Genomic DNA, 26,242 nt, shown 5'->3' on the forward strand with positions numbered 1-26,242 from the left:
CCACAAGCGTTCCGGCGAAGTTTTGCACAGAATTATCCACAATTTCTGTGGATAAATCGGGGGCCTTCCCGCCTTGCCACAAACCCGCCGCGCCGTTACAGTTTCGGCTTGATCTGATGCCACGGCGCACGTACTGTTGCCGCCCTATGGCCCCCGGGAGTTGAACGCTTTGCTTTCCATTTTGCGCGAGGCCGGCTGGCCCATCTGGCCCCTGCTGGCGACATCCGTGCTGGGACTGGCGCTGATTTTCGAGCGCTTCCTCTCCCTGCGCCGCAGCCTTATCCTGCCCCGTGGCCTGAACGAACAGGTCGTGGACATGCTGCGCAACCGCCAGGACACCCCCGAAGCCATCAACCGCCTGGAACGAAATTCGCCGCTGGGCCGGGTGCTGGCCGAAGTGATGCGTCACCGCCATTTGCCCCGCGAAGAACTGCGCAACGTGGTCGAAGACACCGGCCGGGCCGTCGCTCATGACCTCAGCCGCTACATCCCCGCCATCGGCACCATCGCCGTCGTCGCGCCCCTGATGGGGCTGTTCGGCACCGTGGTCGGCATGATCGAGATCTTCGGGTCGTACACACCCGGCGGCGGCGACCCCGCCCAACTGGCACGCGGCATTTCCATCGCGCTGTACAACACCGGCTTCGGCATCCTGATTGCCATTCCCGCCATGATTGCGCATCGCTACCTGCGCGGTCGGGTCGACGGCTATCTCAGCGCCATGGAGCAATCCGCCTCGCGGCTGGTACGCGCCGTGTCGCCCGTGCCGCCCGCCCCTTCCGCCTACCCCGCGCGCGAGGGGCGTTCATGAATTTCCGCGGTTCCCGGGGCGATCGCGACGAGCTGGACATCAACCTGATCCCGCTGATCGACGTCTTGCTGGTCATCCTGATCTTCCTGGCCGCCACCACGTCGTTCACCCGATTCACGCAATTGAAGGTGACCCTGCCGCAGGCATCGTCCGAGCAAGACACGCCGCCCGCGCTAGAGGTGGCCGTCAGCCAGGACGGGCGCTACGCGCTGAACGGCACGCTGATCGACGTGTCCACGCCTCCTGAAATCGCCGACGTGCTGCGTCAGGCGGCGGCCGGCAAGACCGAGCCGCTGGTCATCATCAACGCCGACGCCCAAGCCACCCATCAATCCGTGATCAACATCATGGAAGCCGCCCGCCTGGCGGGCATCGGCCGCGTCAATTTCGCCGCCCAGACGTCACGGTGAGCACCCCGCGTTCGTCCCCATCGCTGCTGGCCCGCCAGTGGCAGCATGGCGGCTGGCTGTCGACCCTGCTGTCACCGCTGGCCGCGCTGACCGAATGGGCGGTGGCCAGAAAGCGCGCCGCCTACCTCAGTGGCGCCAAGCCCAGCTACCGCGCGCCGGTACCGGTGGTGGTGGTGGGCAACATCTACGTCGGTGGCACGGGCAAGACCCCCATGGTGATCGCCACGGTCCAAGGATTGCGCGCGCGCGGCTTCACGCCCGGCGTGGTCAGCCGAGGCTATGGCGTGAAAGTCGGCCCGCAAGCCCGGGTCGGAGTGGGCGCATTGGCGGCGGATCGCTTTGGCGACGAACCCGCCTTGATCGCGCGCGCCACGGGCGCCCCGGTGTCCGTACACCCGAAACGCGCATTGGCCGCCCGTGCGCTGCTCCGGGCGCATCCGGACGTGGACGTGATCGTCTCGGACGACGGCCTGCAACACCTGGCGCTGGCGCGGGACGTCGAAATCGTGGTGCAGGACGCGCGCGGCGTGGGCAACGGCCGGTTGCTGCCCGCCGGCCCGCTGCGCGAACCCGCGCAGCGCTTGCAAGACGTGGATGTGCTCATCACCAACATCGGTACGGCTGACGGCGCCGGTGAACCGGCCAACGCCGACGCCACCCCCCCCCTCCGCCCGCGCCCGGTGCGGATGTGGCTGGAACCGGGCGATGCCCGTCACATCGAAGACGGCGCGACGCGGGCGCTTTCCGCCTTTGCGGGCCAGCCTCGCGTGGCGGCCGCCGCGGGCATCGGCAACCCGGACCGCTTCTTCTCGACGCTGCGCGCCGCGGGAATCGAACCGGACGCGACCCTGCCCTTACCCGACCATCACGACTACGCCGACTCGCCGTTCCGGGGCCTGACGGCCGACGCGATCCTGGTGACGTCCAAGGACGCCATCAAATGCGCCGCGCTGCACGACGCGCGCCTGTGGGAAGTGCCGGTGCAAGCGGCGTTTTCCGACCCGGGGTTGTTCGATTGGCTGGCGCAGGCGCTGCGCGACCGGGCTCCCGCCTAGCGCTGTGCCCATCGGCGCGTTGCACCGTGCCGTTCACCCCTCACCCGAGCCCGGCCGTGCACTTGCCGCGGCGAAAATCGGACTTTCGCCCTGCCCGCCGCAGCCTTGCCCGCCGCAAACTGTTTTAGAATCCCGGTCATGGAATCCCGACTTCTCGACATCCTCGTCTGCCCCCTGTGCAAGGGCCGCCTCGAAAACGACCGGCAGCACGCCGAACTCGTTTGCCGCGCCGACCGCCTGGCTTTCCCGATCCGCGACGGCATCCCCGTCATGCTGGAGTCGGAAGCCCGGGTGCTGGACGAAACCGCCCCCACCTGACCGCCGCACCGTGAGTTTCATCGCATTGATTCCGGCGCGCGCCGCCTCGACCCGCCTGCCCGACAAGCCCCTTGCCGATATCGCCGGCAAGCCGATGGTCGTGCGCACGGCCGACCGTGCCGCGCTATCGGGCGCATCCCGGCTGTACATCGCCACGGACGACGCGCGCGTGCAGGCGGCCGTGCAGGCCCATGGCCTGACCGCCCTGATGACGCGCGGCGACCACCCCACGGGCACGGACCGCCTGGCCGAAGCCGTCCAGCAACTGGGGTTGCCGGACGACGCCATCGTGGTGAACGTGCAAGGCGATGAACCGCTGATCGAACCCGAACTGATCGACGCCGTGGCGGCCAAGCTGCAAGCTTGCCCCCACGCCGATATCGCCACCGCCGCCTGCCCGCTGGCCGACGCCGAGGCGCTGTTCAACCCGAACGTCGTGAAAGTCGTGTGCACCGCCGACGATCGCGCCATGTATTTTTCGCGCGCCCCGATTCCCTGGGCGCGCGATGCGCTGGCCGGCGGCGAACGTGTGCTGGCCGACGGGCTGCCCGCCTGGCATCACATCGGCCTGTACGCCTACCGCGTGTCGTTCCTGCGCCGCTTCCCGACGCTGCCGCAAGGCATGCTGGAACGGTTCGAAGCACTGGAACAGCTACGCGCCATGGAACATGGCCATCAAATCGTCGTACACCGCACGCTCAACCCTCCCGCAGCGGGCGTAGATACCCCGGCGGACCTGGAACGCGTGCGCTTGGTCTACAGCAAACAGATGTAAGGGTTATTTCCCATGGCGCAGCCCCGCATTGGCTGCTGCGTTGCGGCATAATCCCCCGGATCACAAAAAATAAACCCCATCAGGAGCACTCATGCGTCTCATCTTGCTCGGACCTCCCGGCGCCGGCAAAGGCACCCAGGCCGCGTTTCTCACCCAACACTTCGGCATTCCCCAGATCTCCACCGGCGACATGCTGCGAGCCGCGGTGAAGGCAGGCACGCCCTTGGGTATTGAAGCCAAAAAGGTCATGGATGCCGGCGGTCTGGTTTCCGACGAGATCATCATCGGCCTGGTCCAGGACCGCCTGAAGCAGCCCGACTGCGCCGGCGGCTACCTGTTCGACGGTTTCCCCCGCACCATCCCGCAAGCCGACGCGCTGAAAAGCGCCGGCGTCAAGCTGGACTACGTGGTGGAAATCGAAGTGCCCGAAGAGGACATCATCGAACGCATGAGCGGGCGCCGCGTGCACCAGCCCAGCGGCCGCAGCTACCACGTGCGCTTCAACCCGCCCAAGGTTGAAGGCCGCGACGACCTCACCGGCGAAGAACTGATCCAGCGCGACGACGATCGCGAGGAAACGGTGCGCCACCGCCTGTCCGTGTACCGCGAACAAACCCGTCCGCTGGTTGATTACTACTCGACCTGGGCGCAGCAAAACGCCGCCGAAGCCCCGAAGTACCGAAAGATCTCGGGCGTGGGCGCCGTCGACGAAATCAAGTCGCGCCTGTTCGAGGCTGTCAATAGCTGATAGGCGCTTGGTTGGCCCAAAGGCCTTCGGCGCCGGCTGGACGCACTGCGCTCCGGCATCGGCCCGAAGGCCTTGTCGCATTCGGCGCCTGCCGCGCCGCTTTCATCACCTTTGAATTGAACTGGTAGAGACATGGAAATCGCGAACAAGGTATTCATCGTTACGGGTGGCGCGTCCGGACTGGGCGCGGGCACCGTGCGCATGCTGGTGGAAAATGGCGCCAAGGTCGTCATTGCCGACGTGCAGGACGAACCGGGCCAGGCCCTGGCCAAGGAATTGGGCCAGCGTTATGTGCATTGCGACGTCACGCAGGAAGCCGACGGCAAAAGCGCCGTGGCGGCCGCGCTGGAACTGGGTGCATTGTTTGGCCTGGTGAACTGCGCGGGCGTTGCGCCCGCCGCGAAGATCGTCGGCAAGAACGGCGCGCACCCGCTGGAACTGTTCCAGAAGGTCGTGTCGATCAACCTGATCGGCAGCTTCAACATGATGCGCCTGGCGGCCGAGGCCATGAGCGCCAACACCCCGGAACCCACCGGTGAACGCGGTGTCATGATCAACACGGCATCGGTTGCTGCTTTCGACGGCCAGATCGGCCAGGCTGCCTACGCGGCATCGAAGGCCGGCGTGGCGGGCATGACCCTGCCGATCGCCCGCGATCTGGCCAAGACCGGCATCCGCTGCATGACCATCGCCCCGGGCATTTTCGGCACCCCGATGATCTTCGGCATGCCGCAGGAAGTGCAGGATTCGCTGGCCGCCAGCATCCCCTTCCCCGCCCGCCTGGGCCGCCCGGAAGACTACGCCAAACTGGTCTACAGCATCGTCACGAACGACATGCTGAACGGCGAAACCATCCGCCTGGACGGCGCCATCCGCATGCCGCCGAAGTAATAATGCTTCCACGCCGCGCACGCTTGCTGCCCCCCCGGGGGGGCGTCTTTCCCCTTGGGGCGGCCCGGCGGCGGCATGCGGCCCCCACGCCGCGCGTGCTGCGCACGCTTGCTGCCCCCCGGGGGGGCGTCTTTCCCCTTGGGGCGGCCCGGCGGCGGCATGCGGCCCCCACGCCGCGCGTGCTGCGCACGCTTGCTGACCCCCGGGGGGGCGTCTTTCCCCTTGGGGCGGCCCGGCGGGGAAAGGGCATTCTTGCGTAGTGCGTGGGCGGGGAGCGCGCCGGTCCTTTCAACAGGCGTTGTGTTTACGGGGCCAGTCTGCCCCAATTTTTCGTAGTCCCATCCATGAGCCTGTTTCGTTCGGCGGCCACCGTCAGCAGCTTCACCCTGCTGTCCCGCATTTCCGGCCTGATCCGCGACATCCTGGTCGCGCGCGCCTTTGGCGCCGGTCCCATCACCGACGCCTTCTGGGTCGCCTTCCGCATTCCCAACCTGCTGCGCCGCCTGTTCGCCGAGGGCGCGTTTGCCCAGGCGTTCGTGCCCATACTCGGCGCTGCGCGCAACAAGCGGTCGGAAGAAGAAGTGCGCACACTGCTGGACCGCGTGGCGCTGCTGTTGACGGCCACGCTGATGCTGATCACGTTGATCGGCATCGTCGCCGCGCCCTGGGTGGTGTCGGCCATGGCCAGCGGCCTGCGTGGCGCTGCCCGCGATACCGAATTTGGCGCCGCCGTCTGGATGACGCGGATGATGTTTCCCTACATCTTCTGCATGTCTCTGATTGCGTTCGCCTCCGGCGTGCTGAACACCTGGCGCCGATTCGCCGTGCCGGCCTTCACGCCCGTACTGCTGAACCTGTCGATGATTGCCGCCTGCATCTGGCTGGCGCCGCGCATGGATGTGCCCGTCTACGCTCTGGCCGTCGGCGTGATGATCGGCGGCGTAGCGCAACTGGCCGTGCAGTGGGTGGCGCTGGCCCGCCTGGGCCTGACGCCGCGCTTTTCGCTGCGCTTTCGCGAAGCGTGGGCCGACCCGACGGTCCAGCGCATCCTCAAGCAAATGGCGCCCGCCACCCTGGGCGTGTCGGTGGCGCAGATTTCCCTGTTGATCAACACCAATATCGCCACCTGGCTTACACCGGGCAGCGTCACGTGGCTGTCTTTCGCCGACCGCTTGATGGAATTTCCGACCGCCTTGCTGGGCGTGGCGCTTGGCACCGTGCTGTTGCCCAGCCTGTCCGCGGCCCACGCTCGCGACGACCATGGCGGCTACAGCGGCCTGCTGGACTGGGGCCTGCGGCTGGTGCTGCTGCTGGGCCTGCCCGCCGCCGTGGGCATGGCGCTGCTATCAGACGGCCTGGTGGCCACGCTGTTCCACTATGGCGCCTTCGCCGCGCAGGATGTGCTGCAAACCCGTCTGGCAGTGATGTCGTATTCCGCCGGCTTGATCGGCCTGTTGGCCGTCAAGATCCTTGCCCCGGGTTTCTATGCCAAGCAAGACATCCGCACGCCCGTCAAGATCGCCATCGGCGTGCTGGTTTTGACACAGTTGCTAAACCTGGTGCTGGTACCTTTCATGGCGCATGCCGGTCTGGCACTGGCCATTGGCCTGGGCGCCTGCCTGAACGCCTTGGCGCTTCTGATCGGCTTGCGCCGCCGGGGCGTGTACCAGCCGGGGCCGGGCTGGACCGTGTTCGTGCTGCGCCTGCTGCCCGCCCTGGCGGCGTTGGCGGCATTGCTGTGGTACGCCGACGGCAAAATCGACTGGCTCGGCATGCAGGCCCATGCGGGACAGCGCGCCGGCTTGCTGGGTGGCGTTTTGGTGGCAAGCGGGGTGGTGTACTTCGGAACGTTGTTACTCTTTGGCTTCCGGCTCAAGGACTTTGGACGTCGGCCAAAAGCCTGATTTCGACCGCTGCGCTGACAAACCCACCAAAAAGCCGGCTTCCTGCCGGCTTTTTGCACTAGATTCGTCAAGAAATGCCAACAGCCCCGTAATCTTTGGTAAAAAACCTTTATTATTTACAAATTGCCATCAAGAGGAACCCCCGCCGATTCACTGGCGGGAACACGAAGTGAAGTACGCCCAAGGACAACCCATGGCGGACCAGGTGATCAATTGGTTGCTACTGCTGCGCTCGGGTAAAGCGACAGCGCAGGACTACAACGACTTCCTGGCGTGGCGTGCGGCTGACCCTGTCCATGAGAACGCCTGGCAACAGCTGACGGGCTCATTGGCAGGTTCGACGTTTGGACGACTAGGCGATGCTTATCCCGCAGCCGGGTACGCCGCCGGAGCCGCCCCCACGTCGCAGCCGCTGATCCCTCCGCCCCCGGCCATCGTGCCGCCACGCCGCCGTTTTCTGGCCGGTTCGCTGGCGCTCGCCAGTACGGCAGCCGGCGCCGCGTATGTCGGCAACGCCTTCTATCCGCTGAACAACGTAGCCGCCGATGCCGCCACGGCCACCGGCGAACGCCGCCGCTACCTGCTGTCCGACGGCAGCCAATTGCTGCTGGACGCCCGTAGCCGCGTCAATCTGGACTTCACCCCCGCTTATCGGCAGGTTCGCCTGCTGGATGGCGCCGTCACGGTCTCCGTGGCGCCCGACGCGCGCCGCCCTTTCCTGGTACAGACCGCCGAGGGCACCGTGCGCGCGCTGGGCACCCGCTACATGGTGCGCCAGCAAGCGCAACGTACCGTGGTCGTGGTGCATGAGCACGAGGTTGAAGTGGAAACCATGGCCGGCGCGCATGGCACCGTCCGCGCCGGAACGGGCGCGCGGTTCGATGTGTCTCGCATGGACATCCCGCGCGCCGAGCTGATGGCGGAAGCCGCATGGGAATCCGGCTGGGTCGATGCCCGGGGGCGCCCGCTGGCCGAGGTAATCGCCGCGCTGCGCCCCTATCGCACGGGTGCCCTGCGCGTGTCGATGGCGGCCGGCGGCCTGCCCGTTTCGGGGCATTTCCCGTTGGACGACACCAACGCCGCGCTGGACACGCTGCAAGAGATGATGCCCATCCATGTCCGCCGCTTCACCCCGTGGTTTGTTTCGATCAGCGTCGCGACCTGACAACGCTATGCGGCGCACCTGTGCCTGGCGCCCGCTTCGTTGTATACTGAGCACCGTGTTTTTATCCAGTAGGCGCCGCGGGTTTTCCTCAAGGCTGTATTCCAGGCTTTGGCAGGGAATCTTCCGAAAGGGTTCTCTAGCTAGGACTCTTTAGCCCAGGAACTTTTTCCCCCCAGCGCCCCCCGCCCGGTTGACGGGCGCTCCATCGACAGATCTGACATTAAAAGCTTGCAATCCCATCGGGACTTGCTACAATGTTCGACTTTGCCGAATTCAACTTATATAGCAACATGGCCAATACCGCCCAAGCCCGCAAGCGCGCTCGCCAATCCGTTGAGCGCAACAAGCACAATTCCAGCCTGCGCTCGATGCTGCGCACCGCCATCAAGCGCGTTCGCCAATCTATCGCCGCTGGCGACAAAGCTGCGGCTGGCGACGTGTTCCAGAAGGCCTCGAGCGTGATCGATCGCGTGGCTGACAAGAACATCATCCACAAGAACAAGGCTGCTCGCCACAAGAGCCGCCTGGCTGCCGCTATCAAGGCGCTGGCCTAAGATTCTGCCGCCCCGCTTTCTGGGGCGTCATGAATACGGCAAATGAAGAAGGATGCCCTTGGGCATCCTTTTTTGTTGCCTGATCGGTTCGGGCACAACTACCAGGCCAACGCGCGGCTAGGGCTTGGCCAAGCGGACCTTGATTGCGTCAGCCGCCTCGGATAACGAGGCCATGAACTCGTTGACCAAGGGATTGGCCGGGCGATGTTCGGGGAACACTGCGTAAACACTGAACGGCAACGAACGCCGCAACGGCCGGATATGCAGGCCCCTGCCGACAAAGTCCAGCGCGGTCAGCGGGTTCACGATCGCCAGGCCCAGGCCCTGACGCACGAATGTGCAAACAGACACGGCGGTAGGCGTTTCCACGATCGACCGGCGCAGCACGCCGACTTCAGCGAAGGCTTCGTCGATCTGTACCCGGTAGGGATCGTGGGCGGACAGGCTGACAAAGGCATGCCCTTCGAAATCCGCAAGATCGATTTCCTTACGTGCCAAGAGCGCATGCCCGTCGGGCAACACGCAGACCTCGTCCACTTGCAACAACAGCTGCAAGCGCGTGCCGGCCGGCGCGGCATCCCGCTCGGTCAAGCCCAGGTCGTAGCGTTGAGCCGTCAGCCACTCTTCCAGAAACGGCGATTCCTGCGTTTCCACCGACAGGCTGACGCCGGGATGCCGACCGTGAAAGCGCCGAAACGCGTCAGGCAAAATTGAATGCGAAAACGCCGGCAACGCAATCACGGACAGCTGCCCACCCCGGAACTCTCGCAAACGGGCCGCCGCCGACACGACCCTTTCCAGCCCCGCATACGATTGCCGGATCTCGTCGTACAGCGCCAAAGCCGGCATGGTGGGCCGCAAACGCCCGTGCACGCGCTCGAACAATGCAAAGCCGATGCTCTGCTCCATCCGCGCCAATTCACGGCTGATGGTCGGTTGCGACGTGTTCAGGAGCTGCGCTGCGCGCGTCACGCTGCCCGCGATCATCACCGCGCAGAATACTTCGATATGGCGATGCGTCAACACGGCGCACTCCATATCAGGAATGAATGACTCTTGAACATATAAGCATTTTACTGGATGACGCGAACCCGGCATCATGCCGCCTGGTTTCCTCTCATTCTTCAAGGTTCATGCGTCATGGTTTTTGATCCGCGCCAACTTACCGAACTCGCCACGCAACATGGCACGCCGCTGTGGGTGTACGACGCCGGCGTCATCCGCGAACGCATTGCGCAGCTGCGCCGCTTCGACACCATCCGCTACGCGCAGAAAGCGTGCTCGAACCTGCACATCCTGCGCCTGATGCGCGAGGAAGGCGCGGTGGTCGACGCCGTTTCGCTGGGCGAGATCGAACGCGGCCTGGCCGCCGGATTTGATCCTAAGGGCGAGCCGGAAGGCATGGTCTTCACGGCCGATTTAATCGACCACGCCACGCTGGCCACCGTCCTGCGCCATGGCATCACCGTGAACGCCGGTTCGCTGGACATGCTGGACCGCGTGGGCCAAGCCTCGCGCGGCCACCGCGTCTGGCTGCGCATCAACCCCGGCTTCGGCCATGGCCACAGCAACAAGACCAACACCGGCGGCCCGCAAAGCAAGCACGGCATCTGGATCGACGACGTGGCCCGCGCCGTGTCCATCGTGCGCCGCCACGGCCTGAAGCTGGTTGGCATCCATATGCATATCGGATCGGGCGTGGACTACGGCCACCTGTCCAGCGTTTGCGACGCCATGGTCGACGTGGTGCGCTCGCTGGACCACGACATCGAAGCGATCTCGGCAGGCGGCGGCCTGTCGATTCCCTACCGCGATGGCGAGCCCCGCATCGACTGCGACCATTATTTCGAACAGTGGGACGCGGCCCGCAAGCGCATCGAACAGTTTCTGCAACACCCGATCCGCCTGGAGATCGAACCTGGACGCTTCCTGGTTGCCGAAGCCGGTGCGCTGGTGACCGAAGTGCACGCCATCAACCACCGCCCCGAGCGCGACTTCGCGCTGGTGGATGCGGGTTTCAACGATTTGATGCGCCCGGCCATGTACGGCAGCTACCACCGCATTTCCGTGCATGCGCCGGACGGTTCCGACCCGCAGGGCGTCCCGCAGACGCGCATCGCGGTGGCCGGGCCGCTGTGCGAATCGGGTGACGTGTTCACGCAGGAAGAAGGCGGCGTGATGTCGGACCAGCTGCTGCCGCAGCCGCGCATCGGCGACTTCATGGTTTTGCACAACGCGGGCGCGTACGGTTCGTCGATGTCATCGAACTACAACAGTCGGCCGCTGGCGCCGGAAGTGTTGCTGGACAACGGCCAGGCGCGGCTGATCCGCCGTCGCCAAACAGTCGGCGAACTGCTGGCGCTGGAAGACTGACGCCGGGCAACACCAAAGCGGGCACAACGCCCAATGCACCACCAACAAGGCGCCAGCAACCCAGCACTGCAAACCAAGCACTGCAAACAGCGCGCAAAACACAAAACGCAAAGCACAAAACGCAAAACGCAAAACACAAAACGCCCCGCATCGTCGCGGGGCGTTTTGCATGCCAACACCAGCGGCCGCAATCAGCTGGGAAACGTTTCCCGCAAGGCAAACGTGGCCTGTTTGAACACGCCCAGGTCCGTACCCACCGCCACAAACTGCATGCCCATGTCCAGATAGCGGCGCGCGTCCGCCTGCACGGGTGCCAGGATTCCCACGGCCTTGCCCTGAGCCGACACGCGCTCGTGCAGATGGCGAATGACCTCTTGCACTTCGGGATGGCTCGGGTTGCCGATGTGGCCTAACGCGGCAGCCAGATCCGACGGGCCGATGAACACGCCGTCCACGCCTTCCACCGCCGCGATCTCGTCCACTGCATCGATGCCCGGACGGCTTTCAATTTGCAGCAGCACGCAGATGTTGTCGTTGATGGTTTGCAGGTAGTCGGGCACCGTGCCGTAACGGTTGCTGCGCTGCGCGCCGGCCACGCCGCGTATGCCCTCGGGCGGATAACGGGTGGCGGCTACCGCCAGGCGCGCGTCCGCTTCCGATTCAATGAACGGGATCAGCAGGTTGTAGAAGCCGATATCCAGCAAGCGCTTGATCTGCACCGGATCGTTCCACGACGGTCGGCCCACGGCCGCGCTGGCGCTGCCCTGCAACGCCTGCAGCTGCTGCAGGAACATCGGCACTTCGTTGGGCGAATGTTCGCCATCCAGAAGCAGCCAGTCAAAATCCGCCAGGCCGACCAGTTCGGCCGTGATGTGGCTGGACATGCACATCCAAAAGCCGATGAGCCGCTCGCGCGCCAGGATGCGTTGGCGGAAACGGTTGGGTAAGGGTGAGTTCATTGCCACCTTCAATATCGCAAAATAAAAATCAGAGAGCACGCGCCGGGACCGAAGCCCGGCGCGCCCGTATCAATCCATGCGCGCGCCCGACGCCTTGGCTGCCTTGCCCCACTTGGCGATTTCGTTGTCGACAAACGCCGAGAACGACTTCGGGTCGTCGCCCACCACCACAAAGCCCACGCTTTCCAGCTTTTGCCGGATCTCGGGCGACGCCAACGCCTTTACCGTCGCCTGGTTCAAACGCTGGATCACCGCGGGCGGCGTCTTGGCGGGCGCCGACAAGCCGAACCACGATTCAGCCGAAAAGCCGGGATAGCCCGATTCCGCCACCGTCGGCGTGTCGGGATATGCGGGGTTGCGCTTGGCGCTGGCCACCGCCAACGCGCGCAGCTTGCCCGACGTGACCTGCGGCAGCAGCGTGTCCTGATTCAGGAACATCACCGACACCCGCCCGCCGATCATGTCGGTAATCGCGGCCGCGCCGCCCTTGTAGGGCACATGCACCAGATCGATCTTGGCGTCTTGCTTCAGCATCTCCATGGCCAGATGGCCCGACGACCCGCTGCCCGAACTGGCATGCGTGTATTTGCCGGGGTTCTCGCGCGCCAACTTGATGAAGTCGGCAAACGTCTTGCCGGGGAATTCCATGTTGGCCACCAGCACATTGGGGCCGGTGGCCAGCAAGGAGATATGCGCGAAGTCGCTGTTGCGATACGGCATGTTTTGGTAGACGGCGTAGCTGATGGCGTTGGAGCCCACGCCCGATAGCAGCAAGGTATAGCCGTCAGGCTCTGCCTTGGCCACGACGTCCGATCCGATGTTGCCGTTGGCGCCGCCCTTGTTCTCGACGATGACGCTTTGGCCCAGCTCTTTGGACAGCTCGGCCGCAAGCAGGCGGCCGACCGAATCGGTGCTGCCGCCGGCCGGGAAAGGCACGATCAGCTTGACCGGTTTGGCTGGCCAGGCGGCCTGCGCCATTGCCGCCCCGGGCAATAGCGTCAGGGCGCCAAGCGTGGCCGCCGCGAGCACGGCAAGGCGTCTGCGCGCCGAAGGTTTGGGTTGTTGCATGGTTGTCTCTTCCGTATGGTTTTTCTTGGGGAATGAGCCCGGTGGCCGGGTCTGCTGTTATGGGTACAACAAAGTCAGTGCAACAAGCGCCGTGCGCTCAGATATCGTCCAGCAGATAAGGCGTGCCGGCGCGTTCGCAGATGCCGCGCAAGCGTTCGGCCAAGGCTGCCGAAATGGGGATGCCCGCACGCAGCCGACGTGCGCGCTCGGCCGCTTCGGGCTCGCCCGCCACCAGCACGGGTTCGTCGGGGTCGGCGGGCGGCGTGTCGTGCAACGCGTCGATCATGTCGTCCATATCGGCTTCGAACGAGCCCGCCGCACGGAACGCATCGGGGTTAAGCGCCAGAAAGAAGTGACCCACGTCATCCGGTTCACCGGCCTTGCGCGTAGGTGCGCGGCGCGCGGCAAACGCGCTGCCGCTAAGCGTGCCGCCCAGGATCTGCGCCATCATCGCCAGGCCGTAGCCTTTATGGCTGCTCATTGCGGGCGTGCCGCCCAATGGCGTCAGCCCGCCTTCGGGCTGCTTGAAGATGTACTGCATCGCCGCGTCGGCATCGGTGACCGCCGCGCCCTGCCCGTCCACCGCCCATCCGGGCGGCAAGGGCTTGCCCAGAAAGTCATAGACCTTGACCTTGTTCGCGGCCACCGTCGTGGTGGCCATGTCCAGAACGAAAGCTTCGTTGTGCGCGGCCGGGGCGCCGAACGCGATGGGGTTGGTGCCCAGCATGGGCATGGCGCCGCGCGTGGGCACCATGATGATGCCATTGGCGCTGCTGGTCACCAGACCGACCACGCCGCGTTCCACCGCGATGCGCGCGTAGACGCCGGCCGCGCCGAAGTGATGCGAATTGCAGACGGATACTGCGCCCACCCCGTGTTCCAGCGCCTTGTCCACGGCCAGATGCATGGCCTGCGCCGCCACCGGGTAGCCCAGCCCGCCCATGCCGTCGATCAGCGCACTGGCGCCGCTGTCGCGCACCACGCGCGCGCGGGCATCCAGCCGCAACGACCCGGCGCGCCACTTTTCCTCGTACGAGGGCAGCATCGAAATGCCATGCGAATCAATTCCCAACAGGTCCGTCCGCGCCATCAGGCTGGCGGTGGTGTGGGCCAGGTCTTCGTCCATGCCCCACGCTTGCAGTACCTGCAATATCTGTTCAAGCACCTGCTCTACCGGCACGTTTCTCGCTGTTGCTCCATTGCCTTGCACGGGTTGTCTCCGTTTGATGTGATGAAGGGCGGCGGCGCGCCACGCGTGGGGGTCAATCGCGTTCGCGGTCCACCAGCCGATGGCGCGCCTGCCCCAAGTGAAACTGCATGGCGACGCGGGCGCGTTCGCTGTCCTGTTCGCGGATGGCGTCCAGGATGGTGGCGTGTTCGTCCACAACGCGCTGCGCGCGCTGGCGCGAGCCGGTGCGGGTCAGGCTCAACGTCAGACGCATGAAACCGTTGATGGATTCGTGAATGCTTTCCAGCACGCCCAGGTAAAAGTCATTGCCGCTGGCTTCGGCAATGCTGGCGTGAAAAGCCAGGTCCGCCTCGGGCGAAACCTGGCCATGCGTCAGGCTGTCGGCAAAGGCCGCGTGCGCGTCGGTGATCTTCTTGAGCTGTTCGTCGGTGCGGCGCAGCGCCGCCAGCCGCGCCGCATCGCCTTCCAGCGCCACGCGGACTTCTTGTGCGCGCAGGTACGCGCTGACGTTCTGCACATCGTTGAACGTTTTCAGGCGTGGCGCGGGCTGGTGGCTGACGAAGGTGCCCAGCCCTTGATGCGCGGTGATCAGGCCATCGGCACGCAGGCGCAGCAGCGCTTCACGCACCACCGGCCGCGAGACCCCGAAGCGTTCGGAAATTTCATTTTCGGACGGCAGCTTGTCGCCGACATTCAGCCCGCCCGATACGATCTGTTCGAAGATCTGCCCGTAGACCTGGTCCGCCAGCCGCACCCGGTGTCCCCGTTCAAGCACATGGGAACCGGCCGCTTCGGTCTCGGCCGGTGCTTGCGGTTCGGATGATGTTGTTGCTTTGGATCGGGCCACGAAACCTCCTGAATGCGTAAGGCCTGCCCGCCATTACGCGGACAGCGCCCATCGTACCGCCAACGGGCGGTGAGACGGGCGATGCGTGGCCGTGCCCCTCACGTTCAGGCCGCCACGGCTTCCCGGTCCCAAGCCGCCAATTTGCGCGCGACCGGCGCCACGCGTTCGCGCTCGGCGCTGGAAATACCGGTCAGCAGCGGCAACATGGGACCCATGTCCGCCACGCCGGACAAGGTCACCGCGTCGTGCAGCACGCGGATCGGGCTGATCCCGTCGCGGCAGTCTTCCAGGCCCAGATAATGTTGGCGCACGGATTCGGCTTCGTCGTAGCGGCCATCGCGCAACAGGTGCAGCAAGCGCATGGACCCGCGCGGGGCGATGCAGACCGAGCCCGACGTGAAGCTCTTCAAGCCGAAATCACGGTAGTGCACGATGGCGGGACGTTCGCCGATGCCGCTGACGATCCAGCGCGCGTCCACCGCTTCCAGCATGGACGACAGGTACGCGTCCTTGGCGGGTTCATCGCGCACCACGGCGTACTTGAACGCGGCGATGCGGCCTTCCTCGATCAGGCGCGCGGCGGTCTCGGGGGCCAGGTAGTCGGCCGACTTGATGTAGACGACGGCCGGCTTGCCCAGCGCATCGGTAAAGCGGCGCACGCCGTCGGCCAGACCGGCGTCCGTGTACGGGAACGACATGGGCAACAGCATGGCGGTGGGAAACGCGCGCGAGCGCAGGATGGCGGCCTGGTCCATCATCTTGCCGTAGTCGGGGCCTACCGACGGCAGGATCCACGTGTCCGCGCCGGCCAGACCCGCCAGCATGTCGACGATGCGCGCGTATTCGCTGACGCCCACGTTGTAGAAATTGGCATTGCCGCCGTACATGACGTTGCGCACGCCGCCCGCTTCCAGATGGCCAAGCAGGGCCTTGTTGGCGGCTTCGTTCAGCGAAAGATCGTCGTGGCGCGCCAGCGGCGGCACGGCAATGACCGAGCGTTGCAAGTCCTGCGCGGTGACCGGGGAAGTTTTCATGGACGGGGCTCCTGGCTGATCCAGTTGTCAGATAAGTAAGGTGAAAAAAGTATACTTGGTTGACAAGCATATTCTCAATACCTATATTTGTTTGACAAGTGAAACGGCATCACCACAACATCCCACAAACGATGCGCGGCCACGCGCACACCGAGGAGACAACACCATGCATGCCCTATTCGCGCGACGCCGGCTGCTTGCTGCCGCCAGCCTCACGGCCATTGCCTTGGCCTTGCCCGCCGCGCAGGCCCACGCCGACTATCCCGAACGCGACGTGAAGATCATCGTGCCCTTCCCTGCCGGCGGCACCGCCGACATCGCCGCGCGCGTAGTGGCCGCGGAGCTGGGCAAAAGCTGGAACAAGTCGGTGGTGGTCGACAACAAGGCCGGCGCGGGCGGCAATGTGGGCACGGCCGAAGCCGCGCGCGCCACGGCCGACGGCTACACCTTGTTGATGGGCACCGTCAGCACGCACGCCATCAACCAGTCCGTCTACAGCAAACTGCCGTACGACCCGGTAAAGGACTTTGTACCGGTCACGCTGGTCATCCCGGTGCCGAACATTCTTGAGCTGAATCCGAAGTTCGCGGACAAGCACGGCATCCGCACGGTGGCGGACCTGATCAAGTACCTGAAGGCCCATCCCGACAGCGTCAACATGGCGTCCACCGGCAACGGCACGTCCACCCATTTGTCGGGCGAACTGTTCCAGACAATGACGGGCACGCGCATGACGCACGTGCCCTACAAGGGCAGCAGCCCCGCGCTGACCGACGTGATGGGCGGCTCGGCCGACCTGATCTTTGACAACCTGCCCTCGTCCATGGGCTACATCAAGGGCGGCAAGCTGCGCCCGCTGGCCGTCACCACGGCGGCGCGCTCGCCCGCGCTGCCCGACGTGCCCACGATGGCCGAAGCCGGCGTGAAGGGCTACGAGGCGTCCAGCTGGTTCGGCCTGTTGGCGCCTGCCGGCACGCCCCCGGCCATTGTCGAAAAAATCCAGCGCGACGTCGCCGCCGCCCTGCAGCAAGAGCCGGTGCGCGCGCAGTTGCAGGCGCAAGGGGCCACGCCGTCGGGCAACACGCCTTCGCAGTTCAAACAGTTCATGGCGCAAGAGACCGTCAAGTGGGCCGAGGTGGTGAAAGCCTCGGGCGCGAAAGTCGACTGAACCACGTAGATTCAGGCCCGTGCGCAACGCGTGAGCGCCGGGCTTTTCATCACCACGCGAACCAGGAGACAACATGAATAAACTGTTCTGCGCGGCTGCCGCGGCGGGCGCCGTTCTACTTGCGGGGCCGACGGCGCAGGCTGCCGGCTATCCGGAAAAACCCGTCACGATGATCGTGCCGTTCGTGCCGGGCGGCTCGTCCGACATCACCGCGCGCTCGGTCACGCCGGCGCTGACCAAGATCCTGGGCCAGACCTTCGTGGTCGAGAACAAGCCAGGCGCCAACAGCGCCATCGGCGCGCAGGCGCTGGCCCGCAGCACGCCGGATGGCTACACGATGATGGTGGGCTCGATCGGCACCTTCGCCATCAACGAGGCGCTGTACAAGAACCTGGCCTACAACCCCAGCAAAGACTTTGCCTACCTGACGCAGGCGGTGCGCAACCCCAATGTGCTGGTCGCGTCCCCCAACTTCCCCGCCAGCACGGTGGCGGAACTGGTGGCCTATGCCAAGAAGAATCCGGGCAGCGTGTCGTACGCGTCGTCCGGCACGGGGTCGTCCGACCACCTGTCGGCGGTGCTGTTTCGCCAGCGCACGGACAGCACGGGCGTGGACGTGCCCTACAAGGGCGGCGGCGCCGCCATCGCGGACTTGATTGGCGGACAGGTGAACGTGTCGTTCCAGAACCTGGGCGCGGTGCAAAACCACATCAAGGCCGGCAAGCTCAAGGCGCTGGCCATCACGGGCGATGCGCGCGCCACCGATCTGCCCAACGTGCCGACCTTGGCCGAAGCCGGCATCAAGGACATGGTGGTGTATTCGTGGCAAGGGTTCGCCGTGCCCAAGGGCACGCCGCCGGCGGTGGTTGAACAGCTGTCCAAGGCCTTGCAGACCGCGCTGCGCGACCCGAAGACCGAGCAGACGCTGCAAGGCCTGGGCTTTGAAGTCGTGGCCAATACTCCGCAGCAGTTCACCGCGTTCCAGCAAGGCGAAGTCAAACGGTGGAAGGACGTCATCCAGAAGGCGAACATCCAGCTGGAGTAAAACGCCGCCGCGCCAGGGCCAAGCAACCCCTGCGGGGATGCCTACGGGCATCCCCTCAGCGGTTTTCAAGGTCGAATCAAGTAGCATGACCGTTTTGCCACCCATCCGTACGACAACATGACCACCAAGCATCGCATCATCCAGGTCGGCTCGCTGGCCGGCTCGCCCTCCGCCAACAAGAACCTAGCCGACCGCTATGACGTCGTGGAGCTATGGAAATTTCCTGACCGCAAGGCGGCTTTGGCCGAGCATGGCACGGGCATCACCGCTGTCGTCACGTCAGCCAACTTTGGCGCGGACGCTGAACTGATCAACGCGCTGCCCGACCTGAAAGCCATTTGCAGCTGGGGCGTGGGCTATGAAACCATCGATGTGGACGCCGCCAAAAAACGCGGCGTGCAGGTCAGCAACACGCCGGACGTGCTGACGGACTGCGTCGCGGACCTGGCCTGGGGCTTGTTGATCGCGGGCGCGCGCCGCATGGGCCAAGGCGAACGCTTTGTGCGCGCCGGCCAATGGGGCCAGGTGCATGGCAGCATCCCGCTGGGCCAGCGCGTCAGCGGCAAGAAGCTGGGCATCGTGGGCCTGGGCCGCATTGGAGAAGCCATCGCCAAGCGGGGCACGGGTTTCGACATGGACGTGCGCTATCACAACCGCAGAAAGCGCGACGACATCTCGTACGGCTATGAAGCATCGCTGGTGGATCTGGCCGCGTGGGCCGACTTCCTGGTGGTCGCAACGGTGGGCGGGCCCAGCACGCGCCACCTGGTCAACCAGGCCGTGCTGGAAGCGTTGGGCCCCAAGGGCATCATCGTCAACATCGCGCGTGGCCCGGTCATTGACGAGGCCGCGCTGGTGGCCGCCTTGGAAGCGGGCAAGCTGGGTTGCGCCGCGTTGGACGTGTTCGAGCACGAACCCAAGGTGCCGGACGCGCTGAAGACCGGCGACAACGCCGTCGTGCTGCCGCACATCGGCAGCGCCACGCTGGAGACGCGCCTGGCCATGGAAAACCTGATGCTGGACAACCTGAAGGCGTACTTCGACACGGGCCGCGTGATCACGCCGGTGGAATGAACGCCGCCGCGCGTTGGCGCGGCAAGGCAGATAGCAGAAACCAAAATGAAAAAGCCTCTCGGTGCCCATACCGAGAGGCTTTCGACTTTCCGGCCCCAAGAGGTCGGTAGTCTTCCTGCAAAGGAACTACGTTGGGCTTTTCAGCCCCCTGCCTACTTCGCCGGCGTCGTGGCGCCGGAATGGTCCATCTTTGTTGCGCCTGATTTCGCGGCCGCCGGTTTGGCGGACGTTTTGTCAGACTTGTGATGCTTGTGCTGCGCGTGGGTCTTGGTATCACCCGCCTTGGCCGTGGCATCGGCGCCCGCCGCGAACGCCGAAGGCGCAGCAGCAAGACCGAGGCACAAGGCCGAGGTGGATAAAAACGCAGCGATACGGGAGTGAGTCGTCATTACATGAACTCCTGAATGTGCAAGGCCGAAGCCTAACCGACACGGGGCGGCAACATCGCCGCTTACCCCGTACTCCGTTTGAAGTTCACGCGCCGCGAAGGTTCAACGCGGAACCAGAAAATTTCGGCTGCTAACGCTTGGAAATATGGTCCGAAGTGATGCCTATGATTCAAACGCCAGCAACGCCACGGTGGCGAACAGCATCAACGCGAAGCAGGCTCTCAGTTTGCGTTCAGGCAGCTTGTAGGCCAGGCGCACACCCACTGGCACGAACAACAGGCTGCCGATGGCCAGGGGTACACCCACCATCCAGTCCGCCTGGCCCGCCCATCCATACGTAATCAGCGCGATGGTCGAACCGGGGATCACCATGCTTAACGCCAGCGCCTGTGCCACGGTCTGCGGCAAGCGGAACAGCGTGGTGATGATGGGCACGGCCAGCACCGCGCCGCCCACGCCGAAGAAGCCGCCCAAAGTGCCGCACAGCATGCCCAGCACGCTGGCGCGGCGCGGCGTGAAAGCCGGTGCGGGCCTCTTGTCCGCTTGCGCGCTGGTCGGCGCTTGCCCCGCTGCACGGCGTGCGGCAAGGCGGCCGGCACGCCAGGTCTGCCAGACGTAGAACAGCGCGATAAAGAACAGGAACACCGCGAAGCTTCGACGCAGCAGGCTGGAATCAATGCCCAGCGCCAGCCGCGCGCCCACCCACGTGAACACCACCGCGCCGGCCGCCCCGGCAGCCGCCACCCGTTTATCGATGCGCGTTTGCTGGTTGTATTTCCGCACCGCCATGGTGATGGCGGGCAGCACCATGATCAGCGCGGTGCCCTGCGCCAACTGCTGCGACATGCCCATCAACAGCACCAGCGCCGGAATGGCGATGAGCCCGCCCCCGATGCCCAGCACGCCGCCCATGAAACCGATCAGGCTACCCGCGGCCAGGCACGCGGCAATCACTAACAGACTCACGTCTTGCTCCAACAGCCCTTGCCTGCGCGGCAAGGGGAAAACAGCGCGTCAGCGCAACTTGTCCAACGCGGCGTCCAGCCGGTCCACGGCCCAGATCTCCAACCCTTCAATGGGTTGGCGCGGGGCGTTGGCCTTGGGGATGAGCGCAATTGAAAAACCCAGCTTGGCGGCTTCGCGCAAGCGTTCCTGACCGCGCGGCGCGGGACGGATCTCGCCGGCCAGGCCAACTTCGCCGAACGCGATCAGGCCGCGCGGCAAGGGCTTGTCGCGCAACGAAGACATGATGGCCAGCAGCACCGGCAAGTCGGCGGCCGGCTCGGTGATGCGCACGCCGCCCACCGCGTTCACGAACACGTCCTGGTCAAACGTGGTGACGCCCGCGTGCCGGTGCATCACCGCCAGCAACATGGCCAGCCGGTTGCCTTCAAGCCCCACCGTCAGGCGGCGCGGGTTGGGCGAATGCGAACTATCGACCAGGGCCTGGATTTCAACCAGCAGCGGGCGCGTGCCCTCTTGCGTGGCCATCACGCAGGAACCGGCCACCTGCTGCTCGTGCTGGGACAGGAACAGGGCCGACGGGTTGGCCACGCCGCGCAGGCCACGGTCGGTCATCGCGAAAACGCCCAGCTCGTTGACGGCGCCAAAGCGGTTCTTGAACGCGCGCACCAACCGGAACGAGGAATGCGTGTCGCCTTCGAAATACAGCACGGTGTCCACGATGTGTTCCAGCACGCGCGGTCCGGCCAGCGCACCGTCTTTGGTGACGTGGCCGATCATGACGATCGCGATGCCGGTCTGCTTGGCCAGGCGCGTCAGTTGCGCCGCACATTCGCGCACCTGCGACACCGAACCCGGCGCGGCGCTGAGTTCACCGCTGTACAGCGTCTGAATGGAATCGATGACGGCCACGGTGGGCTTCTGCTCGGACACGGCGGCCTGGATGGCTTCCAGGCGGATCTCGGCCAGCAGGTTCACATTGCCCGTCTGCAAGTCCAGCCGGCGCGCGCGCAAGGCGACCTGTTCGGCCGATTCCTCGCCCGTCACATACAGCACGTTGGTGGTTTCGGACAGCGAGGCCAGCGCCTGCAACAACAGCGTGGACTTGCCGATGCCCGGATCGCCGCCGATCAGCACGACGGCGCCGGCGACCAGGCCGCCGCCCAGCACGCGGTCGAATTCGTCCAGCCCGGTCGGCTGGCGTGGTGTTTCGCGGGCTTCGATTTCAGACAGGCTGCGCACCGGGCTGGCGGACGCCAGCGGCGCGTAACGGTGCGCGGCGGCGGCGGGCGTCGAGGACTCGACGGTTTCTTCCAGCGTGTTCCAGGCGTTGCAATGCGGGCATTTACCCTGCCACTTCGGGGTGGTGCCGCCGCAGTCGGCGCACACATATACGGTTCGGGATTTGGCCATGCGCGAAAGTGTACCGGCAAGCGCAAGATTTCAATCTGCTTTCAATAACAGGGCCGGGCCAAAATAACATCGTCGGCATGCAAGAAAACCCCTCCCGGAATCGCGCAAATCGCGCATAATCGTCGAGTGCAGCGCATTGTCGAACCGCCCAGCCCAGGGCGGCATACCCGGCGCCGAACGCCCGTCAGGGCGCAGCAACGGGAATCGCGGCGCATTCGCCCTGCGGCCCTGGCCGCATAAACCGGAACACGACCCTAGCCACGACGAGACCGCCGGCCCACCGGCGCAGCGCCCAGCAAAGGTCAAACGCGTAGGCGTCCCGCCACCAGACGCCGCCGCGAGGAGTACGCGCATGAGCATTACCTATCGGCCCCCCTTCGACGAAGACGATGAACGGGATCTGCGCGCCCTGTACCGCAAGCCCGGACCCGGCAGCAGTCCCGAACTGGACGCGGCGGTACGTCGCGCCTGGCACCCCGGCCACAGTTGGCACCCCGGCTGGGCCGCCGCCGCCTGCGCGGCCATGGTCGCCGGCCTGTTCGCCTGGACGGACATGCGCGAAGCCGCGGACATGCAAGATCAGAACGCGCCGCTGACCGCCTCCCATGACAGCAGCACCGACCGCAGCCCGTCCCCCATTGCCTTGACGGAAGCACTGGCGGGCAAGTCGGCCGCCGTGGCCCAGCGCGTCTCTGCCCCCCAAAACGAACCTGCCGCCGCCCCGCCGCTACCGGCGGCCACCGCCGAACCTCAGGCGCAAGCCGCCCCCGCGGGCGTTGCTCAAGAGGGTGACGCGACGGCCACCGAGGTCGTGGCGTTCAGCGAAGCCGATATCGAGGCCCGCGTGGCGCACATCCGGCAGTTGGTGCAAGACGACCAGCAAGCCGATGCCGTGCAGGCCTTGCACGAGCTGCAACAAGGCGCGCCCGACCTGACCTTGCCCGACGACTTGCAGGAATTGGCTCAGCAGAATCCGGCCTGACGGGCGGACATAGCACCCCCGTACGGGCTTGGCCGCACCGCCGCCGCCCCGCCCTTCAGGCGCCGCGGGCGGCGGTGTTGCGTGCATGACGCATCAAAATTTGTGGTCAAAAATTGGGCGGCTTCTTGCTAACATAGCCGCCATGAGTCCGAGCTTCCACCACCGCAATCTTCCCCACCTGCTGCTATACGCGCGCGAAACCCTGATGGCGCATTTCCGCCCCGTGCTGCACGCGGCCGGCGTCACCGAACAACAATGGCGGGTGTTGCGCACCCTTAGCGAAACGGGCGCGATGGAGCCCAATCAGATTGCGCGTAGTTGCCAGATCCTCAGCCCCAGCCTGACGCGGATGCTGGCCGGCATGGAAGAACAGGGCCTGATCAAACGCGCCCGGTCCAGCGCGGACCAGCGTCGCCAGGAAATATCCCTGACTCCCAAGAGCCACAAACTGATCGACCGCATGCGCCCGCACGTGGACGCGAAGTATCAGGAAATCGAGGCCAAGATCGGCAAGGAATTGCTCGACCGCCTGTACCAGGACGTTGACACGATGGTCGAGCTGATACGCCGTGACCCGCCCCCGGCCACCGCCAAGGACACGGCCGACGCGTAGCCGCGCCTGCCGGCCGCCTGCCGCGACTTAGTCCGGCACCGGAAAGATCGCGTTGATCTGCCCCGTGCCCGAACTGGTGAAGTAGTCGGTGACGATTTCCACTGGCTTGTCGTACCCGTCCCACCCCAACAGGCCCAGCAGCATGGCGGTGTCGTGCATGCCGCCCTCGCCCACGCACAGGTCGGCGTATTCGGGCAGCATGGCGCAGAACGTCTTCCAGTCGCCCTGGCGCCAAAGATCGACGACACGCAGATCCACCTGTTTGAAGAATTCGCGGCTGATCTGGTGCATGGCGGCTTCGGGACTGTTGTTGTCGTTGAAGCGGTGCGACAACGACCCGCTGGCCAGCACGGCAACACGGCTGTCGCCGGCATCGATGGCCTGACGCAGCGCCGCGCCGAAACGCCGGCTGTCGTCCAGGGTATGCCAGGCGCACCACGCCGCCACCGAGACCACCTTGAAGCGGCCATCGCCGTTCATGTAGCGCATGGGCACCAGCGTGCCGTATTCCAGTTCCAGGCTGTCGATTTCGTGGCTGCGCGTACCCACACCCGCTGCGTTGGCGCTTTCGGCGATGCGGCGACCCAGATCGGGGTTGCCATCGTACGCGTAGCGCATGTCCTTGATGAAATGCGGCAGTTCGTTGCTGGTGTAGCAGCCCTTGAAGGCGCGGTTGGCGTTGACGTGATACCCCGCGTTCACCAGCCAATGCACGTCCAGCACCACGATCGTGTCCACGTCCCGCTCGCGGCAGCGTTGGCCGATGATGCGGTGGCCTTCGATGGCGGCCTCTCGGCAACCGTGATGCTTGCCCGGAAGCTCCGACAAGTACATCGACGGCACGTGGGTCACCTTGGCGGCCAGTGCAAGCTTACCCATGATGGTTGTCTCCTTGTTGCATTCACACGCCCCATCTGGGGATGTGGTGGCTGCCCATCGACACGCACACGTTCTTGATTTCGGCGAACACCTCGTAGCTGTATTCCCCGCCTTCGCGTCCCGTGCCGGATTCCTTGGTGCCGCCGAACGGCTGGCGCAGATCGCGCACGTTTTGGCTGTTGATGAACACCATGCCTGCTTCGATGCCGCGCGCCAAGCGATGCGCGCGGCCGATGTCGCTAGTCCAGATGTACGAGGCCAGGCCATATTTGACGTCGTTGGCCAGCGCCAGCCCGTGGGCTTCGTCCTTGAACGGGATCAGGCAGGCGACGGGCCCAAAAATTTCTTCCTGCGCGCAACGCATGCGGTTGTCCACGTCCGCCAGCACCGTGGGCCGCACAAAGTTGCCGCCCGCCAGATGGGCCGGCAGCCCGTCCGGCTTGCCCGCGCCGCCCGCAAGGATACGCGCCCCTTCCTGTTCGGCCAGCTGGATGTAGCCGGTGACCTTTTCCCAGTGCTGACGCGTGATCATCGCGCCCACGTGGGTAGCCTCATCAGTGGGGTCGCCCACCGCCAGGCGCTGGGCGCGCGCGGCGAACTTGCGCACGAAATCGTCGTAGATGGATTGCTGCACGAAGATGCGCGAGCCCGCGGTGCAGCGTTCGCCGTTCAGCGAAAAGATCGTGAACAGCGCCGCGTCCAGCGCGCGGTCTACATCGGCGTCGTCAAAAATCAGCACGGGCGATTTGCCGCCCAGCTCCATCGAGTATTTCTTGATGCCGCCCGCGCTGGCCATGATTTTCTTGCCGGTGACCGTGCCGCCCGTGAATGAGATGGCGCGCACGCCAGGATGCCGCACCAGCGCATCGCCGGCATCTGCGCCATAGCCCTGCACCACGTTCAGCACGCCGGCGGGGATGCCGGCTTCAAGCGCCAGCCGGCCCAGCTGGTCGGCCGTCAACGGGGACAATTCTGACATCTTCAGCACGGCGGTATTGCCCAGCGCCAGGCACGGCGCCGTCTTCCAGGTGGCCGTCATGAAGGGCACGTTCCAGGGCGACACCAACGCACACACGCCCACCGGCTGATACAGCGTGTAGTTCAGCATTTGGTCGTCCACGGGATACGTGTGGCCGTTCATGCGGGTGCAGACTTCGGCAAAGAAATTGAAGTTCTCGGACGCGCGGGGAATCAGCTGCTTGCGCGTTTGCGAAATGGGCAGGCCCGTGTCCTGCGTTTCAAGTTCGGCCAGGTGCGGCACGTTGGCGTCGATGAGTTCGCCCAGGCGGCGCATCAACCGCGCGCGCTCCTTGGCGGGCGTGTTGGCCCACTTGGGAAACGCATCCGCCGCCGCCGCCACGGCCGCGTCGATTTCTTTCTGCCCGCCCGCCGCCACTTCGGCGATGGCCTCGCCCGTGGCCGGGTTGTAGGTGACGAAGCGGTCAGCGCTATCGACTTGCTGGCCGTTGATCCAATGCTTGATGCTCACGTGCGGCTCCTTGTTCTTATCGCGGCGCGATGCGCCGCCCCATTTAATTAACACGTTAACTTTATGCTGCCTGACGTGGCGCTGTCAACGGCGGGATTCCCGCGCCGCATCGCGCGTCCGGCGCAT

At 65.3% G+C, this 26,242-nt stretch carries 27 protein-coding genes; 16 read left to right on the top strand and 11 right to left on the bottom strand.

The genetic code is table 11. The features are described 5' to 3' along the window. The first annotated feature begins 169 nt into the window (after positions 1–169). From V6F88_RS07685 to rpsT, 10 genes are all read left to right on the top strand, one after another. Positions 170–811 carry a MotA/TolQ/ExbB proton channel family protein gene (locus tag V6F88_RS07685; protein ID WP_332608701.1) on the top strand — a complete coding sequence of 214 codons (642 nt, stop codon included), beginning with the start codon at positions 170–172 and terminating at the stop codon, positions 809–811. Further along, positions 808–1,221, top strand: coding sequence for an ExbD/TolR family protein (locus V6F88_RS07690; protein WP_046804705.1), 414 nt, complete (start codon positions 808–810; stop codon positions 1,219–1,221). The genes V6F88_RS07685 and V6F88_RS07690 overlap by 4 nt, the downstream gene beginning before the upstream one ends. Next, entirely contained in the window at positions 1,218–2,276 is a 1,059-nt protein-coding gene (lpxK, locus tag V6F88_RS07695; protein ID WP_332608702.1) for a tetraacyldisaccharide 4'-kinase, read from the top strand. Before V6F88_RS07690 ends, lpxK begins: the two co-directional genes overlap by 4 nt. Positions 2,277–2,414: 138 nt before the next feature. After that, a complete protein-coding gene (locus V6F88_RS07700; RefSeq protein WP_120156251.1) occupies positions 2,415–2,594 on the top strand; it encodes a Trm112 family protein in 180 nt (59 codons plus the stop codon). A gap of 10 nt (positions 2,595–2,604) precedes the next feature. Further along, positions 2,605–3,369 (top strand): 3-deoxy-manno-octulosonate cytidylyltransferase, encoded by a 765-nt coding sequence (gene kdsB / locus V6F88_RS07705; RefSeq protein ID WP_332608703.1) that lies wholly within the window; start codon positions 2,605–2,607, stop codon positions 3,367–3,369. Between the two features lie 91 nt (positions 3,370–3,460). After that, positions 3,461–4,117, top strand: coding sequence for an adenylate kinase (gene adk, locus V6F88_RS07710; RefSeq protein WP_046804709.1), 657 nt, complete (start codon positions 3,461–3,463; stop codon positions 4,115–4,117). 132 nt (positions 4,118–4,249) lie between these two features. After that, positions 4,250–5,008, top strand: a complete 759-nt coding sequence (locus V6F88_RS07715; protein WP_332608704.1) for a 3-hydroxyacyl-CoA dehydrogenase — start codon at positions 4,250–4,252, stop codon at positions 5,006–5,008. Positions 5,009–5,352: 344 nt separating this feature from the next. Beyond that, entirely contained in the window at positions 5,353–6,912 is a 1,560-nt protein-coding gene (murJ, locus tag V6F88_RS07720; protein ID WP_332608705.1) for a murein biosynthesis integral membrane protein MurJ, read from the top strand. 193 nt (positions 6,913–7,105) lie between these two features. Next, a complete protein-coding gene (locus V6F88_RS07725; RefSeq protein WP_332608706.1) occupies positions 7,106–8,077 on the top strand; it encodes a FecR family protein in 972 nt (323 codons plus the stop codon). Positions 8,078–8,367: 290 nt separating this feature from the next. After that, the gene (gene rpsT, locus V6F88_RS07730) at positions 8,368–8,631 is read left to right on the top strand and encodes a 30S ribosomal protein S20 (RefSeq protein ID WP_025135824.1); all 264 of its coding nucleotides are present in this window, start codon (positions 8,368–8,370) and stop codon (positions 8,629–8,631) included. Between the two features lie 117 nt (positions 8,632–8,748). On the opposite strand, the gene V6F88_RS07735 is transcribed toward rpsT, so the two are convergent. Next, positions 8,749–9,657 carry a LysR family transcriptional regulator gene (locus tag V6F88_RS07735; RefSeq protein WP_332608707.1) on the bottom strand — a complete coding sequence of 303 codons (909 nt, stop codon included), beginning with the start codon at positions 9,655–9,657 and terminating at the stop codon, positions 8,749–8,751. 114 nt (positions 9,658–9,771) lie between these two features. Between V6F88_RS07735 and lysA the strand changes: the two genes are divergently transcribed. Further along, the gene (lysA, locus tag V6F88_RS07740; RefSeq protein ID WP_332608708.1) at positions 9,772–11,004 is read left to right on the top strand and encodes a diaminopimelate decarboxylase; all 1,233 of its coding nucleotides are present in this window, start codon (positions 9,772–9,774) and stop codon (positions 11,002–11,004) included. 191 nt (positions 11,005–11,195) lie between these two features. Here the strand turns inward: lysA and garL are convergent, their stop codons facing one another. The 5 genes from garL to V6F88_RS07765 all read right to left on the bottom strand — a co-directional run bounded on the left by garL (position 11,196) and on the right by V6F88_RS07765 (position 16,101). Continuing rightward, on the bottom strand, positions 11,196–11,963 hold the full coding sequence (garL, locus tag V6F88_RS07745) for a 2-dehydro-3-deoxyglucarate aldolase (protein ID WP_332608709.1): 768 nt from the start codon (positions 11,961–11,963) through the stop codon (positions 11,196–11,198). 69 nt (positions 11,964–12,032) lie between these two features. Beyond that, entirely contained in the window at positions 12,033–13,031 is a 999-nt protein-coding gene (locus tag V6F88_RS07750; protein WP_332608710.1) for a Bug family tripartite tricarboxylate transporter substrate binding protein, read from the bottom strand. 97 nt (positions 13,032–13,128) lie between these two features. Beyond that, complete coding sequence (locus tag V6F88_RS07755; RefSeq protein ID WP_332608711.1) at positions 13,129–14,241, bottom strand: Ldh family oxidoreductase; 1,113 nt, start codon at positions 14,239–14,241, stop codon at positions 13,129–13,131. Positions 14,242–14,293: 52 nt separating this feature from the next. Continuing rightward, positions 14,294–14,995, bottom strand: coding sequence for a FadR/GntR family transcriptional regulator (locus tag V6F88_RS07760; protein ID WP_162941334.1), 702 nt, complete (start codon positions 14,993–14,995; stop codon positions 14,294–14,296). A gap of 176 nt (positions 14,996–15,171) precedes the next feature. Continuing rightward, the gene (locus V6F88_RS07765; RefSeq protein ID WP_332608712.1) at positions 15,172–16,101 is read right to left on the bottom strand and encodes a dihydrodipicolinate synthase family protein; all 930 of its coding nucleotides are present in this window, start codon (positions 16,099–16,101) and stop codon (positions 15,172–15,174) included. Between the two features lie 166 nt (positions 16,102–16,267). Between V6F88_RS07765 and V6F88_RS07770 the strand changes: the two genes are divergently transcribed. The 3 genes from V6F88_RS07770 (at position 16,268) to V6F88_RS07780 (ending at position 19,388) form a co-directional block, all read left to right on the top strand. Beyond that, on the top strand, positions 16,268–17,269 hold the full coding sequence (locus V6F88_RS07770) for a Bug family tripartite tricarboxylate transporter substrate binding protein (RefSeq protein ID WP_332608713.1): 1,002 nt from the start codon (positions 16,268–16,270) through the stop codon (positions 17,267–17,269). A 73-nt stretch (positions 17,270–17,342) separates the two neighbouring features. Beyond that, positions 17,343–18,314: a Bug family tripartite tricarboxylate transporter substrate binding protein gene (locus V6F88_RS07775; protein ID WP_332608714.1), complete on the top strand. Its 972-nt coding sequence runs from the start codon at positions 17,343–17,345 to the stop codon at positions 18,312–18,314. A 117-nt stretch (positions 18,315–18,431) separates the two neighbouring features. Then, positions 18,432–19,388, top strand: a complete 957-nt coding sequence (locus tag V6F88_RS07780; RefSeq protein WP_332608715.1) for a 2-hydroxyacid dehydrogenase — start codon at positions 18,432–18,434, stop codon at positions 19,386–19,388. A 152-nt stretch (positions 19,389–19,540) separates the two neighbouring features. On the opposite strand, the gene V6F88_RS07785 is transcribed toward V6F88_RS07780, so the two are convergent. The 3 genes from V6F88_RS07785 to radA all read right to left on the bottom strand — a co-directional run bounded on the left by V6F88_RS07785 (position 19,541) and on the right by radA (position 22,153). Continuing rightward, on the bottom strand, positions 19,541–19,777 hold the full coding sequence (locus V6F88_RS07785) for a hypothetical protein (protein WP_332608716.1): 237 nt from the start codon (positions 19,775–19,777) through the stop codon (positions 19,541–19,543). 162 nt (positions 19,778–19,939) lie between these two features. Continuing rightward, complete coding sequence (locus V6F88_RS07790) at positions 19,940–20,743, bottom strand: sulfite exporter TauE/SafE family protein (RefSeq protein ID WP_332608717.1); 804 nt, start codon at positions 20,741–20,743, stop codon at positions 19,940–19,942. 48 nt (positions 20,744–20,791) lie between these two features. Then, positions 20,792–22,153: a DNA repair protein RadA gene (gene radA / locus V6F88_RS07795; protein ID WP_046804723.1), complete on the bottom strand. Its 1,362-nt coding sequence runs from the start codon at positions 22,151–22,153 to the stop codon at positions 20,792–20,794. A 352-nt stretch (positions 22,154–22,505) separates the two neighbouring features. On the opposite strand from radA, the gene V6F88_RS07800 reads away from it, so the two are divergent. Continuing rightward, the gene (locus tag V6F88_RS07800; RefSeq protein WP_332608718.1) at positions 22,506–23,135 is read left to right on the top strand and encodes a hypothetical protein; all 630 of its coding nucleotides are present in this window, start codon (positions 22,506–22,508) and stop codon (positions 23,133–23,135) included. A gap of 142 nt (positions 23,136–23,277) precedes the next feature. Next, complete coding sequence (gene hpaR, locus V6F88_RS07805) at positions 23,278–23,748, top strand: homoprotocatechuate degradation operon regulator HpaR (protein WP_332608719.1); 471 nt, start codon at positions 23,278–23,280, stop codon at positions 23,746–23,748. Positions 23,749–23,775: 27 nt separating this feature from the next. Here the strand turns inward: hpaR and hpaD are convergent, their stop codons facing one another. Beyond that, a complete protein-coding gene (gene hpaD / locus V6F88_RS07810; RefSeq protein ID WP_332608720.1) occupies positions 23,776–24,627 on the bottom strand; it encodes a 3,4-dihydroxyphenylacetate 2,3-dioxygenase in 852 nt (283 codons plus the stop codon). A gap of 22 nt (positions 24,628–24,649) precedes the next feature. Continuing rightward, entirely contained in the window at positions 24,650–26,116 is a 1,467-nt protein-coding gene (hpaE, locus tag V6F88_RS07815; RefSeq protein ID WP_332608721.1) for a 5-carboxymethyl-2-hydroxymuconate semialdehyde dehydrogenase, read from the bottom strand. Between the last annotated feature and the right edge of the window lie 126 nt (positions 26,117–26,242).

This window comes from Achromobacter sp. ESBL13 (genome assembly GCF_036668755.1).
Taxonomy (GTDB): domain Bacteria; phylum Pseudomonadota; class Gammaproteobacteria; order Burkholderiales; family Burkholderiaceae_B; genus Achromobacter.

Excerpts from the sequence above, each read along its gene's own strand:
- V6F88_RS07690 (WP_046804705.1), top strand. The coding sequence starts at position 808 with ATGAATTTCCGCGGTTCCCGGGGCGATCGCGACGAGCTGGACATCAAC.
- V6F88_RS07700 (WP_120156251.1), top strand. The coding sequence starts at position 2,415 with ATGGAATCCCGACTTCTCGACATCCTCGTCTGCCCCCTGTGCAAGGGC.
- adk (WP_046804709.1), top strand. The coding sequence starts at position 3,461 with ATGCGTCTCATCTTGCTCGGACCTCCCGGCGCCGGCAAAGGCACCCAG.
- V6F88_RS07715 (WP_332608704.1), top strand. The coding sequence starts at position 4,250 with ATGGAAATCGCGAACAAGGTATTCATCGTTACGGGTGGCGCGTCCGGA.
- murJ (WP_332608705.1), top strand. The coding sequence starts at position 5,353 with ATGAGCCTGTTTCGTTCGGCGGCCACCGTCAGCAGCTTCACCCTGCTG.
- V6F88_RS07725 (WP_332608706.1), top strand. The coding sequence starts at position 7,106 with ATGGCGGACCAGGTGATCAATTGGTTGCTACTGCTGCGCTCGGGTAAA.
- rpsT (WP_025135824.1), top strand. The coding sequence starts at position 8,368 with ATGGCCAATACCGCCCAAGCCCGCAAGCGCGCTCGCCAATCCGTTGAG.
- lysA (WP_332608708.1), top strand. The coding sequence starts at position 9,772 with ATGGTTTTTGATCCGCGCCAACTTACCGAACTCGCCACGCAACATGGC.
- garL (WP_332608709.1), bottom strand. The coding sequence starts at position 11,963 with ATGAACTCACCCTTACCCAACCGTTTCCGCCAACGCATCCTGGCGCGC.
- V6F88_RS07750 (WP_332608710.1), bottom strand. The coding sequence starts at position 13,031 with ATGCAACAACCCAAACCTTCGGCGCGCAGACGCCTTGCCGTGCTCGCG.
- V6F88_RS07765 (WP_332608712.1), bottom strand. The coding sequence starts at position 16,101 with ATGAAAACTTCCCCGGTCACCGCGCAGGACTTGCAACGCTCGGTCATT.
- V6F88_RS07770 (WP_332608713.1), top strand. The coding sequence starts at position 16,268 with ATGCATGCCCTATTCGCGCGACGCCGGCTGCTTGCTGCCGCCAGCCTC.
- V6F88_RS07775 (WP_332608714.1), top strand. The coding sequence starts at position 17,343 with ATGAATAAACTGTTCTGCGCGGCTGCCGCGGCGGGCGCCGTTCTACTT.
- V6F88_RS07780 (WP_332608715.1), top strand. The coding sequence starts at position 18,432 with ATGACCACCAAGCATCGCATCATCCAGGTCGGCTCGCTGGCCGGCTCG.
- V6F88_RS07785 (WP_332608716.1), bottom strand. The coding sequence starts at position 19,777 with ATGACGACTCACTCCCGTATCGCTGCGTTTTTATCCACCTCGGCCTTG.
- radA (WP_046804723.1), bottom strand. The coding sequence starts at position 22,153 with ATGGCCAAATCCCGAACCGTATATGTGTGCGCCGACTGCGGCGGCACC.
- V6F88_RS07800 (WP_332608718.1), top strand. The coding sequence starts at position 22,506 with ATGAGCATTACCTATCGGCCCCCCTTCGACGAAGACGATGAACGGGAT.
- hpaR (WP_332608719.1), top strand. The coding sequence starts at position 23,278 with ATGAGTCCGAGCTTCCACCACCGCAATCTTCCCCACCTGCTGCTATAC.
- hpaD (WP_332608720.1), bottom strand. The coding sequence starts at position 24,627 with ATGGGTAAGCTTGCACTGGCCGCCAAGGTGACCCACGTGCCGTCGATG.